The organism is Micrococcus sp. UYEF5 (assembly GCF_040546065.1).
Classification (GTDB): domain Bacteria; phylum Actinomycetota; class Actinomycetes; order Actinomycetales; family Micrococcaceae; genus Micrococcus; species Micrococcus luteus.
In genome coordinates, this window is sequence record NZ_JBEPNB010000003.1 from 72,554 (window position 1) to 86,010 (window position 13,457).

Here is a 13,457-nt window from a genome sequence, read left to right on the forward strand (position 1 = left end):
CGTGCTGCTCTCCGACCGCGACATCCGCGCCGAGCTCGACTCCGGGCGCGTCGGCCTGGACCCCCTCGACCCGGCGATGGTCCAGCCCGCGTCCGTGGACGTGCGCCTGGACCGGTTCTTCCGGCTCTTCGACAACCACCGGTACGCGCACATCGACCCGCGCCAGAAGCAGGACGAGCTGACCCGGCTGGTGGAGGTGGACCCGGACGAGGCGTTCATCCTGCACCCGGGGGAGTTCGTGCTCGGCTCCACCTATGAGCAGGTCACCCTGCCGGACGACCTCGCCGCCCGCCTCGAGGGCAAGTCCTCGCTGGGGCGGCTGGGCCTGCTGACGCACTCGACCGCCGGGTTCATCGACCCCGGGTTCTCCGGGCACGTCACGCTCGAGCTGTCCAACGTGGCCACGCTGCCCATCACGCTGTGGCCGGGGATGAAGATCGGCCAGCTGTGCTTCTTCCGGCTCTCCTCGTCGGCCCAGTCGCCGTACGGCACCGGGGCCAACCAGAACCGGTACCAGGGTCAGCGCGGGCCCACGGCCTCCCGGGCGCACCGGGACTTCCACCTCACCCGCATCGAGCGATGACCGACGTCGCGCTCCCGCCGGTCGCCTCCGCCGCCCCGCGCCGCCAGGTGGCCGCGTGGGCGCTGTGGGACTGGGGCTCGGCCGCGTTCAACGCGGTCATGGTCACCTTCGTGTTCGGCACCTACCTGGCCTCGGACGCGTTCGGGCCGGACGAGCGGGGCACGGCCTGGCTCTCGACGGCGATGGCGGTGGCCGGCGTCGTCATCGCGGTCACCGCGCCCGTGCTGGGGCGTCGGGTGGACGGCGCGGGACGGCGCCGCCTCTGGCTGGCGCTGACCACGGGCGCCGTGATCGCGTGCACCGCAGCTTGCTTCTGGGTCACCCCGGAGGAGTCCTCCCTGCTGCTGGGCGTCACCCTGATCGCCCTGGGCACGGTGTTCTTCGAGTTCGCGGAGGTGCAGGTCAACGCGATCCTCGTGCACATCTCGACGCCGGCCACGATCGGCCGGATCTCGGGCATCGGCTGGGGCGCGGGGTATCTCGGCGGCATCCTGCTGCTGCTGATCGTGTTCGTGGGCTTCGTCTCGGGGGACGCGCACTGGTTCGGCGTCACGGAGGACGCGGCGCTGAACATCCGGGTGGTCGCGCTCGTGGCCGCCGCGTGGTTCCTCGTGTTCGCGATCCCCGTGCTGGTGGCCGTGCCGGACCCGGCCCCCGCCCCGGCGGCGGACGGCGGGCCGCGCCGTGAGTCGGTGCTGGGCTCCTACCGCGAGCTGGGGGCCACGCTGGCCCGGATGTGGCGCGAGGACCGGAACACGCTGTGGTTCCTCGTGGCCTCGGCGGTGTTCCGCGACGGCGTGGGCGCGGTGTTCGTCTACGGCGCCATCCTGGGCACCACGGTCTACGGGCTGGCGGCCTCGGACGTGATCCTGTTCGCGATCGCGGCCAACGTGGTGGCCGCCCTGGGCGCCTTCGTGGGCGGGCGGCTCGACGACGCGGTCGGTCCGCGCCGGGTGATCCTCGGTTCGCTGGCCGCCATGGTCCTCGTGGCCGGGGCGCTCTTCTTCGCCTCGGGCACCCTCGCGTTCTGGGTCGGCGGGCTGGCGCTGTGCCTGTTCGTGGGCCCGGTGCAGTCGGCCTCGCGCGCGTTCCTGGGCCGGCTCACCACGCCGCGGACGGCTGGCGAGGTGTTCGGGCTGTACGCCACCACGGGCCGCGCGGTCGGGTTCATCACGCCCGCGCTCGTCACGCTCGCGCTCGCCCTGCACCCGGACAACCGGGTGGTCATCCCCGTGATCGCCGTCGTGCTCGTGGCCGGTGGGCTGCTGTTCGCCCGGGTCACGGAGCCGATCACGCGGAGCGCGGAATCGGTCCGCTGACCCCGGGTGGGGCGCATCCCTCCGTTAGGCTGGACCGGACCCTCGCCCGTGCCTGACGAAGGGACCGCATGCTCGTCATCCTGACCGCGCTCTTCGTCGTCGCGCTCGCCGCCCCGGTGCTCTTCCGGTGGACGGGACGTCAGGGGTTCTATCTGCTCGCCGCCGCTCCCGCGGCGGGCTTCGTTTGGCTGCTCACTCAGCTGCCGCACGTGTTCGCGCTGCAGGAGGCGCTCGACGCCGGCCGGCCGGTCCCGGCCTCGGCGGCGCGCCTGGACCGCGCCGTGCCGTGGGTGCCGTACCTCGAGACCGAGCTCGCGTTCCGCATGGACGTGCTGGCCGCGTTCATGTCCCTGATCGTGCTGGGAGTCGGCGCGCTGGTCCTGGCCTACTGCGCCCGCTACTTCCGGGAGCACGAGCCGCGCAACGCGGTGTTCGGCGGGCAGCTGCTGGCGTTCGCCGGCGCGATGTTCGGGCTCGTCACCACGGACGACCTGATGGTGCTCTACACCTTCTGGGAGATCACGTCCGTCCTGTCCTTCCTGCTGATCGGCTACTCGGGCCACCGCATCTTCGCCCGCCGCTCCGCCATCACCGCCCTGATCGTCACCACGTTCGGCGGCCTGGCCATGCTCGCGGGCCTGATCATGCTGGCCCACTTCGCCGGGTCCTGGCGGATCTCCGGGGTCCTCGAGGCCGCCCCCGCCCTCATGGCCGACGCCGGGCTGCGCGGGCTGCTCGAGGTCGCCGTCGCCCTGGTGCTGATCGGCGCCCTCACGAAGTCCGCCCAGGCCCCCTTCCACTTCTGGCTGCCGGCCGCCATGGCCGCGCCCACCCCCGTGTCCGCGTACCTGCACGCGGCGGCCATGGTGAAGGCCGGCGTGTTCCTCGTGGCCCGCCTGGCCCCGGAGTTCCACGACCTCACGTCCTGGCAGGTCCTGGTGCTCGGCGTCGGCCTGTGGACCCTGGTGCTCGGCGGCTGGCGCGCCCTGCGGCAGACGGACGTCAAGCTCGTGCTCGCCTACGGCACGGTCTCCCAGCTCGGCTTCCTCATGGTGGCCAACGGCCTGGGCACCCGGGACGCGGCGATGGCCGGGCTCGCCATGCTCCTGGCCCACGCGGTGTTCAAGGCGCCGCTGTTCATGATCGTCGGCATCATCGACCATGAGACCGGCACCCGCGACCTGCGCCAGCTCTCCGGCATCGGGCGCCGCCATCCGGTCCTGGCCGCCGTCGCCGTGGCGGCGGGGCTGTCCATGGCCGGGCTGCCCCCGCTGTTCGGCTTCGTGGCCAAGGAGTCCGTGCTCGAGTCGCTGGCCGCCCACGGGGCCGCCCACGGCGGCGTGTGGGGCTGGACGCCGCTCGTGCTCATGACCGTGGGCTCGGTGCTCACCTTCGCCTACACGTGGCGGTTCCTGTGGGGCTCGTTCGCCGCCAAGCGGGACGAGGAGGGGGCCGCGGTCCCCGTCACGCGCTTCCACACCCGCGTCACCACCCTCGAGCTGGCCCCGGCCGCGCTGCTCGCGCTCGCCGGCCTGGTGCTCGCCTTCCTGCCCGGCCCGGTGGAGGGGATCATCACCGCCCACACGGGCTCCCTGCCGCCGCTGGACCCGGAGGAGGCGCCGGCCTACCTGGCCCTGTGGCACGGCTGGACGCCCATCCTCGCCCTCTCCGCGGGGGTCTGGGTGCTCGGCGCGCTGCTCGCCCTCGGCCGGCCGGGAGTCGAGGCGTTCCAGCGCCGCGTCGAGTTCCCGGTCGACGCCCTGCGCACGTACCGGAAGATCACCGGCGCCCTCGACGAGGTCGCCATCTGGGTCACGGGGCGCACCCAGACCGGCTCCCTGCGCCGCTACCTGGGCATCATCCTGGCCACCGCGTTCCTGCTGCCGGCCGCGTTCCTGCTCTTCCCCGTGGGGCGCAGCGAGCGCACGCTGGCCACCTCGTTCCTCTCCGCGGACGTCGCCTGGTTCCAGACCCCGGCGCAGCTGGTCGTGGTGCTGATGATCGCCGTCGCCACCGTGTTCGCCGTCCGCGCGCGCCGCCGCTTCAAGGCGATCATGCTGGTGTCCGTGACCGGCTACGGCGCCGCCGCCCTGTTCGCGATGCGCGGCGCCCCGGACCTCGCGATCACCCAGGTGCTCGTGGAGACCATCATCCTGGTCACCCTCATCCTGGGCCTGCGCGTGCTGCCGCCGGACTGGTACGACCGCCGCACCGGCTCGCGGCGGCTGGGCCGCCTGGCCGTGGCCGTCGGGTTCGCGCTGACCATGATGTGGATCGCCGCCACCGCGCTGGCCGCCCGCACGGCGGAGCGGATCTCGCTGCCCATGCCGGAGCTCGCCTACACGGACGGCTACGGCACGAACGCCGTGAACGTCACCCTCGTGGACATCCGCGCGTGGGACACGTGGGGCGAGATCACGGTGCTGGCCGCCGCGGCCACCGGCGTGGCCTCCCTGATCTTCCTGCAGCACCGCGACGGGCGCACCCGCAGCATCGACGACGTCGCCCCCGGCTCCGTCGGCGACTTCGGCGCCGACTCCTCGCTCGGGGCCCGCGAGCTGTCCGTCGTGCGCAGCTTCGCTGTGGACGATCGCAAGGGCCAGTGGCTCGTGGCCGGCCACACGATGGCCCCCGAGCGGCGCTCGATCATCCTCGAGGTCGTCACCCGCTTCATGTTCCCGATCATGATGCTGCTCTCCGTCTACCTGCTGCTGGCCGGGCACAACACCCCCGGCGGCGGCTTCGCCGGCGGCCTGCTCGCAGGCCTGGCCCTCACGCTGCGCTTCCTCGCCGGCGGCCGGTACGAGCTGCAGGAGGCCTCCGTGATCCCGGCCGGGCCCATGATCGGCCTGGGCCTGGCGATCGCCACGCTCACCGGGATCGCCCCGCTCTTCTTCGGCGGGCAGATCCTGCAGTCCTATGTGGTGGAGTTCACCGACCTGCCGCTGTTCGGCGACGCCCTCAAGCTGGTCTCGGCCACGGCGTTCGACATCGGCGTGTACCTCGTGGTGGTCGGGCTCGTGATCGACGTGCTGCGCTCGCTCGGCGGTGAGGTGGACCGCCGGGGCGAGGAGGCCCGCCGCGCCCGCCTGCGCGCCGCGGCCCGCCGTCGTCATCCGCGCATGCCCACCCCGTCCACCCCCGACGCCCCGGAGGCCGCCCGATGATGACCGTCGACCTGGCCCTGCTCCTGGCGATGGGCGTGATGTTCGCCGGGGGGATCTACCTGGTGCTCGAGCGCAGCCTGACGCGCATCCTGCTCGGCATCGTGCTGATCAACAACGGCGCCATCATGCTGCTGTTCCTCTCCTCGGGCGGCACGGGCCTGGCCCCGCTGTTCGTGCGCGGACGGGACCCGCACGAGTACGCGGACACGCTGCCGCAGGCGCTGATCCTCACCGCGATCGTGATCGGCTTCGCCGTGGTCGCGTTCCTGACCGCCATGATCTACCGCTCGTGGCTGCTCGTCCGCGAGGACGAGGTCGAGGTGGACGCGGAGGACGTCAAGATCGCCCGGATGCCCGCCTGGGACGCGGAGGACGACGCGGAGCTCGTGGAGGAGTCCTCCGAGTTCCTGGACGACGCCGCGGACCCCAACGCCCACTACGAGCACGCGACGGAGGCACGGCCCCAGGTGCAGCACGCCACGCCCGCCCCCCAGGCGCCCACCGGATCCGGGGCAGCGTCCCGCGGCCGCCGTCCCGAGGGCGGGGAGCGCGCATGAGCATCGGTTCCGTCCCCCTGACCGACCTGGCCCCGCTGGCCGTCATGCTGCCCGTGCTGGGCGCGGCCGTGACCTTCATGCTCGTGCGCCGCCCCCGCGCGCAGATCACCGTCACGGTCTCCGCGCTCGTGCTCACCCTCGTGCTGGACGCGCTGCTGCTGGCCGCGGTCTGGGACACCGGGGTCGCGGCCGTCCACCTCGGCGGCTGGCCGGCCCCGCTGGGCATCAGCCTCGTGGTGGATCGGCTCTCGGCCCTCATGCTCGTGGTGTCGGCGCTGATCACCCTGGCGGTGCTGCTGTACGCCTCGGCGCAGGGGCTGATCAACCGGGACGAGGGTGGGCCGGTCTCGATCTTCCACCCCACGTTCCTGATCCTCGTGGCGGGCGTGTCCAACGCGTTCCTCGCCGGCGACCTGTTCAACCTCTACGTGGGCTTCGAGATCCTCCTGACGTCCTCCTACGTGCTGCTGACCATGGGGGGCACCGCCCAGCGCATCCGCGCGGGCGTCACCTACGTGGTGGTCTCCGTGCTCTCCTCGGTGGTGTTCCTGATCGCGATCGCGATGATCTACGCGGCCACCGGCACCGTGAACATGGCGGACCTGGCCGTGAAGCTGGGCGAGCTGCCCACCGACGTGCAGATGGTCCTGCACGTGCTGCTCCTGGTGGGCTTCGGCATCAAGGCGGCCGTGTTCCCGCTGTCCTTCTGGCTGCCGGACTCGTACCCCACCGCGCCCGCCCCGGTGACCGCGGTGTTCGCGGGCCTGCTCACCAAGGTGGGCGTGTACGCGATGATCCGCACCGAGACGCTGCTCTTCCCGGGGGAGCACGTCAACGCGCTCCTGCTCGTGGTGGCCGCGCTGACCATGGTGGTGGGCATCCTCGGCGCGCTGGCCCAGACGGACATCAAGCGCATCCTGTCCTTCATCCTCGTCTCCCACATCGGCTACATGATCTTCGGCCTGGGCCTGGCCACGGAGGCGGGGCTGGCGGCCACCGTGTACTACGTGGCCCATCACATCACCGTGCAGACCGCGCTCTTCCTCGTCACGGGCCTGATCGAGAACCGCGCCGGCACCGCGAACATCGACCGCCTCGGGTCCCTGGCGAAGGTCTCCCCGTTCGTGAGCGTCCTGTTCCTCGTGCCCGCGCTCAACCTCGGCGGCATCCCGCCGTTCTCCGGCTTCCTCGGCAAGGTCGGCCTGCTGCGCGGCGGCGTCGAGCAGGCCACGCCCCTGGCCTACACGCTGGTGGGCGTGTCCCTGCTCGTGTCCCTGCTGACCCTGCTCGTGGTGGTGCGCGTGTGGACCCGCGCGTTCTGGCGCCGCGTCGAGGACGTGGAGCACCCGCCCGCCCAGCTCGTGGCCGCCTACGAGCGGGCCGTCGCCCGTGGCGAGCGCCCCCGCCCGCTCGAGCCGGGCCTCGTGCTGCCCACCACGGCGCTCGTGGGCCTGACGCTGGTGTTCACGGTGGCCGCCGGTCCGCTGTTCGCGCTGGCCGACGAGGCCGCCACGGACATGCTCGACCGCTCGCCCTACATCGCGGCGGTGCTCGACGACGCCGCGGCCGAGCGGGCCGCGGCCACCCTCAGCGTCGACCCGACGGAGGTGCACGATGCCCGGAAGTGACTCCGCCCGCCGCGGCGTGGTGCGCCCCGACCGGATCCGGGGCATCGTGGCCCAGTGGCCGCTGATCCTCGTGATGGTGGCCGTGTGGTGCGCCCTGTGGCAGGACTTCGCTCCGCACGTGGCCCTGACCGGCCTCGCCTTCGCGCTGCTGATCATCGGGCTCTTCCCGATGCCGAGCATCCCGTTCAGCGGCCGTCTGAACCCCTGGTGGTCCCTCGTGTTCACGGTGCGGTTCCTCGTCGACGTCGTGCGCGCCTCAGTCAACGTGGCCGGGACGGTGCTGCTGCGTGGCCGCCGCGCCCGCGGCTCGATCGTGGGCGTCCCGCTGCGCAGCCACGACGACCTCATCATCACGCTCGTCAGCCACGCCCTGGCCCTGGTGCCGGGCTCGATCGTGCTGGACGTGGACCGGGTCCGCTCCGTCCTGTACCTGCACGTGCTCGACGCGACCACGGACGAGGACGTGGCGGGCTTCCGCGCCAAGGCCCTCGACGTGGAGGCGGGCATCATCCGCGCCGTCGGCACGCGTGAGGACCTCGAGCTGGTCCGCCGCTTCCCGAGTTCGGCGCCCCCCGCCGCCCGCCCCCCGAAGGAGGAGGCCTGATGGACCCCATGGACCTGGCCACGTGGGCCGGCGGGGCGCTGCTCGTGGTCGGCGCCGTCGGTGCGCTCTACCGGATCGTGCGCGGCCCCTCGCTGCTGGACCGGGCGGTCGCCACGGACGTGCTGCTCGTGGTGTTCTCCGGGATGCTCGTCCTGGAGATGGCCGTGCACCGCCACACCCACCACGTGGTCCTCGTGGTGCTGGCCGCCACCGTCGGCTTCGTCGGCTCGGTGACGGTGGCGCGCTTCGCGGAGGACCGGCGCCCGGACCACTCGCTCGAGGACCAGGCGCGCGTGCCCGGCACCACGGACGTGCCGGGCGGGGAGGAGGGCCGATGACCGACACCGCCACGCTCCTGGACTGGCTGGCCGCGTTCCTGCTCGTCAGCGGTGCCTTCTTCTCCCTGGTGGCCGGCGTGGGCCTGTTCGTGCTCCCGGACCTGCTGGCCCGCATGCACGCCGCCGCCAAGCCGCAGGTCCTCGGCCTGCTGCTCATGCTCGCCGGGCTGGCGATCGAGTGGCGGTCGTGGGTGTGGCTGCCCGTGCTGTTGCTGGCGTGGGTCACCCAGATGGTCACGGCCCCGGTGGCCTCCCACCTGGTGGGCCGTACGGGCTACCGCACCAAGCACGCCCGCCGTGAGCTGTTGCACCGGGACGAGCTGGCCGCCGTCGTCCGTCGCGCCGAGCCCCCGGCGGACCCCGGGCCGCGCCGCGCCGGCGCCCGGCCGCGCGGGCGCCGCTGACACCACCCCGCATAGCACGACGGCCGCCGTCCGGATCCCTCCGGGCGGCGGCCGTCGTCGTGGTGGTGGCGGGGCGGCTCAGACCTCGTGGTCCACGCGGTGCGCGGTGGACTCGGACACCTTGCGGATCGCGGCGCCGGCGCCGCGCTGGCCGGCGACCTTCAGCAGCGCCGCGACGCCCGCGGAGATGAACGCGAAGGACAGGGCCTCGATGAGGGGCAGCGTCTCGTCGGCCGCGTCGTTCGGGGCGCTGTGGCCGGTGACGAGCCGCCAGCCGCCCGCCACCACGCGGGAGCCGACGATGCCGCCGACCAGCGTGATGCCGGCGGACAGGGCCTTCTGGGCGAGCGTGTTCATGGTGCGCCTTCCGTGGTCGGGGATCTCACGTGCGGTTGCGGCCGCGGCCGACGACGCCGGACGGGCCGGTCCCCAGCCTAGCCCGCGGTGGGCACCGGGTCGCCGCTGACGTGCCGGCCGGGGTCGCCGTCGGCGTCCAGATGGGCCTGCAGCATGCCGGTGAGCTCGTGGTCCACGGGGATCTCGACGCCGTCGACGGCGCGCACCGGCAGGACGCCGCGCACCGAGGAGACGAGCCAGACGCCCTCGGCGCCCTGGAGGTCCGCCGGGACGAGCGGGCCGTAGCCGAGCTCCCAGCCGTCCGCGTGGGCGGCCGCGAAGATCACGGCCTGCGACGTGCCGGCGAGGATGCCCTTCTGGCGCAGCGGGGTGAGGAGGCGGCGGACGCCGTCCTCCCCGGTGCGCACGATCAGCACCGTGGAGGTGGGGCCCTCGAGCAGGTAGCCGTCCGCGCTGGTGAAGACGACGTCGTCGGCGCCGTGCGCGCGGGCGTAGCGCAGGGCGGCCATGTTCACGGCGTAGGAGAGGGTCTTCGCGCCGGTGAGCAGCCACGGGGAGCGCTCGGGGGCCTGCGAGTCGATGCCGCGGTCCAGCAGCAGCACCCGCAGCCCCCGCTGCCGCTCCTCGTCCTGGATCGCCGGGGCCGGGCTCAGCAGCGCCCACGCGGTGGGCGTGGGCACCGCGCCGGGAGCCGCGTCCGGGCCGCGGGTGACGGTCAGGCGCACGGCGAGACGGTCCCCGGGCGCGACGTCGTTGGCCTCGGTGAACGCCCGCAGGCCGAGCGCGACGGCGGCCTCCCACGCCGCCGCCTCGGGGGCGGCCAGCTGCAGGGCGGCGGCGGACGCGGCCAGCCGGCCGAGGTGGGCTCCGAGCTTGCGCATGCGCAGGGTCCCGAGCCCGTCGGCGACGGCGAGCGCCGTCTCGAAGATGCCGTCGCCGCGCGTGACCCCCTGGTCCGTGACGCTCAGGTGCGGGACGGCCGGGTCCGCGAGCCGCGGGGCGGGGGCGCCGTCCGCGTCCGTCTCGAGCAGGACGAGGACGGGCGAGCCGGCGGCGGGGGAGAAGGCGGTGGGACGCATCCGCCCAGGATAGACGCCCGCCCCCGGCCGATCGGGGCCGGGGGCGGGCATCAGTCGGGGGCGGTCAGGCCCGGTGGGCGCCGCCGTCCGGGGCGGGGACGGAGGGCTGCGCCGGGGCGTGGGCGCGCTCGAGCTGGGCGCCCTCCACGTCCACGTCCGGCATGATCCGGTCGAGCCAGCGCGGCAGCCACCACGCCTTCTCGCCGAGCAGGTGCATCAGCGCCGGCATCAGGAGCAGGCGCACCACGAACGCGTCCAGCAGCACGCCGAAGGCCAGGCCGAAGCCCATCGGGCGGATCATCGCGTCGTGGGCGAAGATGAACCCGCCGAACACGGAGATCATGATGATCGCCGCGGCGATCACGACGGCCCGGCCCGAGCGCAGGCCGGTCAGCACGGCCTGGCGGGCGGGCAGGCCGTGGGCGTAGGCCTCGCGCATGCCGGAGGCGATGAACAGCTGGTAGTCCATGGCCAGGCCGAACAGCACGCCGATCATGATGGTCGGCAGGAAGCTGAGCACGGGGCCGGGGTTGTGGACCCCGAACACCGAGCCGAGCCAGCCCCACTGGTAGATGGCCACCACGCCGCCCATGGCGGCGAACATGGAGAGCACGAACCCGCCGGTGGCGATCAGCGGCACCAGGATCGAGCGGAACACCAGCACCATGATCAGCAGGGACAGGCCCACCACCACGCCCAGGTAGAGGGGCAGGGCGTCGGAGAGCTTCTCCGAGACGTCGATGAACCCGCTGGTCATGCCGGCCACGCCGAGGTTGGAGGCCTCGCCGGCCGGCTCGGTGGCGCGCAGGTCGCGCACCAGCTCCTCGGTGGAGACGGCGTTCGGGCCCTCCTCGGGCAGCACCTGGAACATGGTGACGGTGCGGTCCTCGTTGAAGCCCGCGGGCACCACGGCGTGCGCGTGCTCGAGGCCGGCGAGCTGCTCGCCCACCGCCAGGCGGGCGTCCTCGGCCGCGTCCTCGTCCAGGCCGGCGGGCAGGTCCACGGTCACCACGAGCGGGCCGTTGTAGCCCTCGCCGAACTTCTCGGCGGTGAGCTCGTACGCAACCTGCGAGTCGGAGCCCTCCGGCTCGGACCCGCCGTCCGGCAGGCCCAGGCGCATCGAGCCGACCGGCAGGGCCACGAGCACCAGCAGGGCGACGGCCGCCAGGGCCGAGGCGATCGCGGCCGGGGTGGACATGGTCGAGCGGCGCCCGGCGCGGCGCACGGCGGCGGAGCCCTCGGCGACGGAGGCGGGACCCTCGTCGGCGAGGCGGGCCCGCTCCTTCTTCGAGAGGATCCGCATCCCGGCCAGGGAGAGCAGGGCCGGGGTCAGGGTGACGGCCACCAGCACGGCCACGGCCACGCAGACCGCGCCCACGGTGCCCATCAGGCCCAGGAACGGGATGCCGGTGACGTTCAGGCCCACGAGGGCGACGATCACGGTGATGCCGGCAAACACCACGGCGTTGCCGGAGGTGCCGTTGGCCAGCGCGATCGACTCGTGCAGGCCCGTGCCGCGACGCAGCTCCTGGCGGTGCCGGTTGACGATGAACAGCGCGTAGTCGATGCCCACGGCCAGGCCCAGCATCACCCCGAGCACCGGGGTCACGGAGATCATCTCCACGGCGGAGGAGAACGCGAGCGCCCCGGCGGCGCCCACGCCCACGCCCACCAGCGCGTTGACCAGCGGCAGACCCGCGCCCACGAGGGTGCCGAGCATGACCACCAGCACGATCGCGGCGACCACGAGGCCCACGACCTCGCCCGGGCCGAGCAGGGAGGACACGGTGGCGTTGAGCTCCTGGGAGGGATGCACGGCGACGCCGTCGATGTCCGCGCCGGTGAGGGCGCCGGTGACCGCCTCCTTGTCCTCGGCGGTGACGTCCGGGGTCGGCGTGGTGAAGGTGACGATCCCGACGGCGGTGCTGCCGTCCTCGGACACGGTGCGGAAGTCCTCCGCGAGGGCCAGGGTGCGCTCGCCGCGCTCGGCCTCGACGCGGCCGTCGTCCAGCTCGGCGCGGCCGTCGGCGAGGTCGGCCTCGGCCTGGTCCAGGCGCTCCGCGCCGGCGGCCAGCTGGGCCCGGCCGTCCTCGAGCTCGGCGACGCCGCGCTCGTACTCGGCCCGGCCCTCGTCGATCTTCTGCTGCTGCGCGTCGAGCTCGGCCTCGGCCGCGTCCAGGGCCTGCTGCCGTCCCGCGGCCACCTGCTCGCGGCCGGCCTCGAGCTCGGCCTCGGACTCCTGCAGCTGCTGCCGGCCGGCGGCGAGTCGGGCGGCGCCGTCGTCGGCCTCCGCCTGGGCGGCCGCGAGCTGTTCGGCGCCCGCGTCGGCCTCGGCCTGGGCGGCCTCCAGCTGCGCGCGGGCGGCGTCGGCCTGGTCCTGACCGGCCGCCAGCTGTGCCTCGCCGGCGGCGAGCTGCGCCTCCTGGTCGGCGAACTGCGCGGCGACCTGCTCCGCCGGGATGCCGGCGGCCTCGGCCTCGGCCAGCGCGGCGTCCCGGGCCTGCTCGAGCTCGGCGCGGCCCGCGGCCAGCTGCTCGGCCTGGGCGTCGAGCTCGGCCTGCCCGGCCTCGAGCTCGGTCCACCGGTCGCCGAGCTCGGCCTGCCCGGCCTCGAGCTCCTGCCGCTGTGCGTCGATCTCGGCCTGGCCGGCCTCGAGACGCTCCGCCTGCTCCTCGAGCTCGGCGCGGCCGGCGTCGAGTTGCTCCTGGCCGTCGGCCACCTTCTGCTCGGCCTCCCGGAGCGGGGCCAGGGCGTCGGCCGGCAGGGCCTCCAGGCCACGCTCCTCGAGGTCGGCGCGCGCGGCGTCGAGCGCGGCCTGCCCCTCGTCCAGCTGGGCGGCGGCCTCGGCGAGGCGCTGCTCGCCCGCGTCGGCCTCGGCCGTGCGCCGCTCGAGCTCGGCCCGGCCGTCCTCGATCTCCTGGCGTCCGTCCGCGAGGCGCTGCTCGCCGTCGGCCAGCTCGGCGCGGCCCTCGTCGAGCCGGGTGCGGGCGTCGTCCCGCTGGGCCTGGGCCTCGAACGGGTCCACGACGCCCTCCACGGCCGGCTGCTCGGCGACGTCGTCCAGCAGGGCGGTGATCTGCTCGCGCTGGGCGTCGGTCAGGGGGGAGCCGTCCTCGGTGGTGAACACGACCTGGCCCCTACCGCGGGAGGCCTCCGGGAACTCCTCCTTGAGGCGGTCCGTGACCTGGGCGGTGGGCGTGCCGGGGATGGTGACGGTGGAGGAGAGCGTGCCGCCGAAGGCGAGGAACCCGCCGACGGCGAGGGCCAGGGCGAGCACCCAGGCGAGGATCACGAGGAGGGGGCGGCGGGCGGCGCCGAGGCCGAGACGGTAGAGCAGTGTCGCCATGGGAAGGGGAGGTCTCCTTGCGCTGGGGTGGGACGCGGCCGGACGCGGCACGCCGCCTCCGATGCTACACCTAAG

Annotated in this window: 10 protein-coding genes and 1 pseudogene; 8 read left to right on the top strand and 3 right to left on the bottom strand. The window is 74.0% G+C overall.

The window, feature by feature from the left end:
* Position 1 precedes the first annotated feature (1 nt).
* The 8 genes and pseudogenes from dcd (at position 2) to mnhG (ending at position 8,600) form a co-directional block, all read left to right on the top strand.
* Complete coding sequence (dcd, locus tag ABIB16_RS04000) at positions 2–583, top strand: dCTP deaminase (protein ID WP_041104515.1); 582 nt, start codon at positions 2–4, stop codon at positions 581–583.
* Positions 535–1,902: pseudogene (locus tag ABIB16_RS04010) on the top strand (MFS transporter); the annotation flags it as partial. The gene dcd and the pseudogene ABIB16_RS04010, both read left to right, overlap by 49 nt.
* Before the next feature lie 68 nt (positions 1,903–1,970).
* Positions 1,971–5,069 carry a Na+/H+ antiporter subunit A gene (locus tag ABIB16_RS04015; RefSeq protein ID WP_354436064.1) on the top strand — a complete coding sequence of 1,033 codons (3,099 nt, stop codon included), beginning with the start codon at positions 1,971–1,973 and terminating at the stop codon, positions 5,067–5,069.
* Positions 5,066–5,626, top strand: a complete 561-nt coding sequence (locus ABIB16_RS04020; protein WP_002858374.1) for an NADH-quinone oxidoreductase subunit K — start codon at positions 5,066–5,068, stop codon at positions 5,624–5,626. Before ABIB16_RS04015 ends, ABIB16_RS04020 begins: the two co-directional genes overlap by 4 nt.
* Entirely contained in the window at positions 5,623–7,254 is a 1,632-nt protein-coding gene (locus ABIB16_RS04025) for a Na+/H+ antiporter subunit D (protein WP_044658842.1), read from the top strand. The genes ABIB16_RS04020 and ABIB16_RS04025 overlap by 4 nt, the downstream gene beginning before the upstream one ends.
* Positions 7,241–7,858 carry a Na+/H+ antiporter subunit E gene (locus ABIB16_RS04030; protein WP_036383643.1) on the top strand — a complete coding sequence of 206 codons (618 nt, stop codon included), beginning with the start codon at positions 7,241–7,243 and terminating at the stop codon, positions 7,856–7,858. Before ABIB16_RS04025 ends, ABIB16_RS04030 begins: the two co-directional genes overlap by 14 nt.
* A complete protein-coding gene (locus ABIB16_RS04035) occupies positions 7,858–8,196 on the top strand; it encodes an MrpF/PhaF family protein (RefSeq protein ID WP_036383645.1) in 339 nt (112 codons plus the stop codon). Before ABIB16_RS04030 ends, ABIB16_RS04035 begins: the two co-directional genes overlap by 1 nt.
* On the top strand, positions 8,193–8,600 hold the full coding sequence (gene mnhG, locus ABIB16_RS04040) for a monovalent cation/H(+) antiporter subunit G (protein WP_036383647.1): 408 nt from the start codon (positions 8,193–8,195) through the stop codon (positions 8,598–8,600). The genes ABIB16_RS04035 and mnhG overlap by 4 nt, the downstream gene beginning before the upstream one ends.
* Positions 8,601–8,678: 78 nt before the next feature.
* Here the strand turns inward: mnhG and ABIB16_RS04045 are convergent, their stop codons facing one another.
* The 3 genes from ABIB16_RS04045 to ABIB16_RS04055 all read right to left on the bottom strand — a co-directional run bounded on the left by ABIB16_RS04045 (position 8,679) and on the right by ABIB16_RS04055 (position 13,382).
* Positions 8,679–8,957 carry a DUF4235 domain-containing protein gene (locus tag ABIB16_RS04045; RefSeq protein WP_036383649.1) on the bottom strand — a complete coding sequence of 93 codons (279 nt, stop codon included), beginning with the start codon at positions 8,955–8,957 and terminating at the stop codon, positions 8,679–8,681.
* Positions 8,958–9,034: 77 nt separating this feature from the next.
* Positions 9,035–10,036 (bottom strand): aminotransferase class IV, encoded by a 1,002-nt coding sequence (locus tag ABIB16_RS04050; RefSeq protein ID WP_036383651.1) that lies wholly within the window; start codon positions 10,034–10,036, stop codon positions 9,035–9,037.
* Positions 10,037–10,100: 64 nt separating this feature from the next.
* Positions 10,101–13,382, bottom strand: coding sequence for an MMPL family transporter (locus ABIB16_RS04055; RefSeq protein WP_061867624.1), 3,282 nt, complete (start codon positions 13,380–13,382; stop codon positions 10,101–10,103).
* Positions 13,383–13,457: the final 75 nt, after the last annotated feature.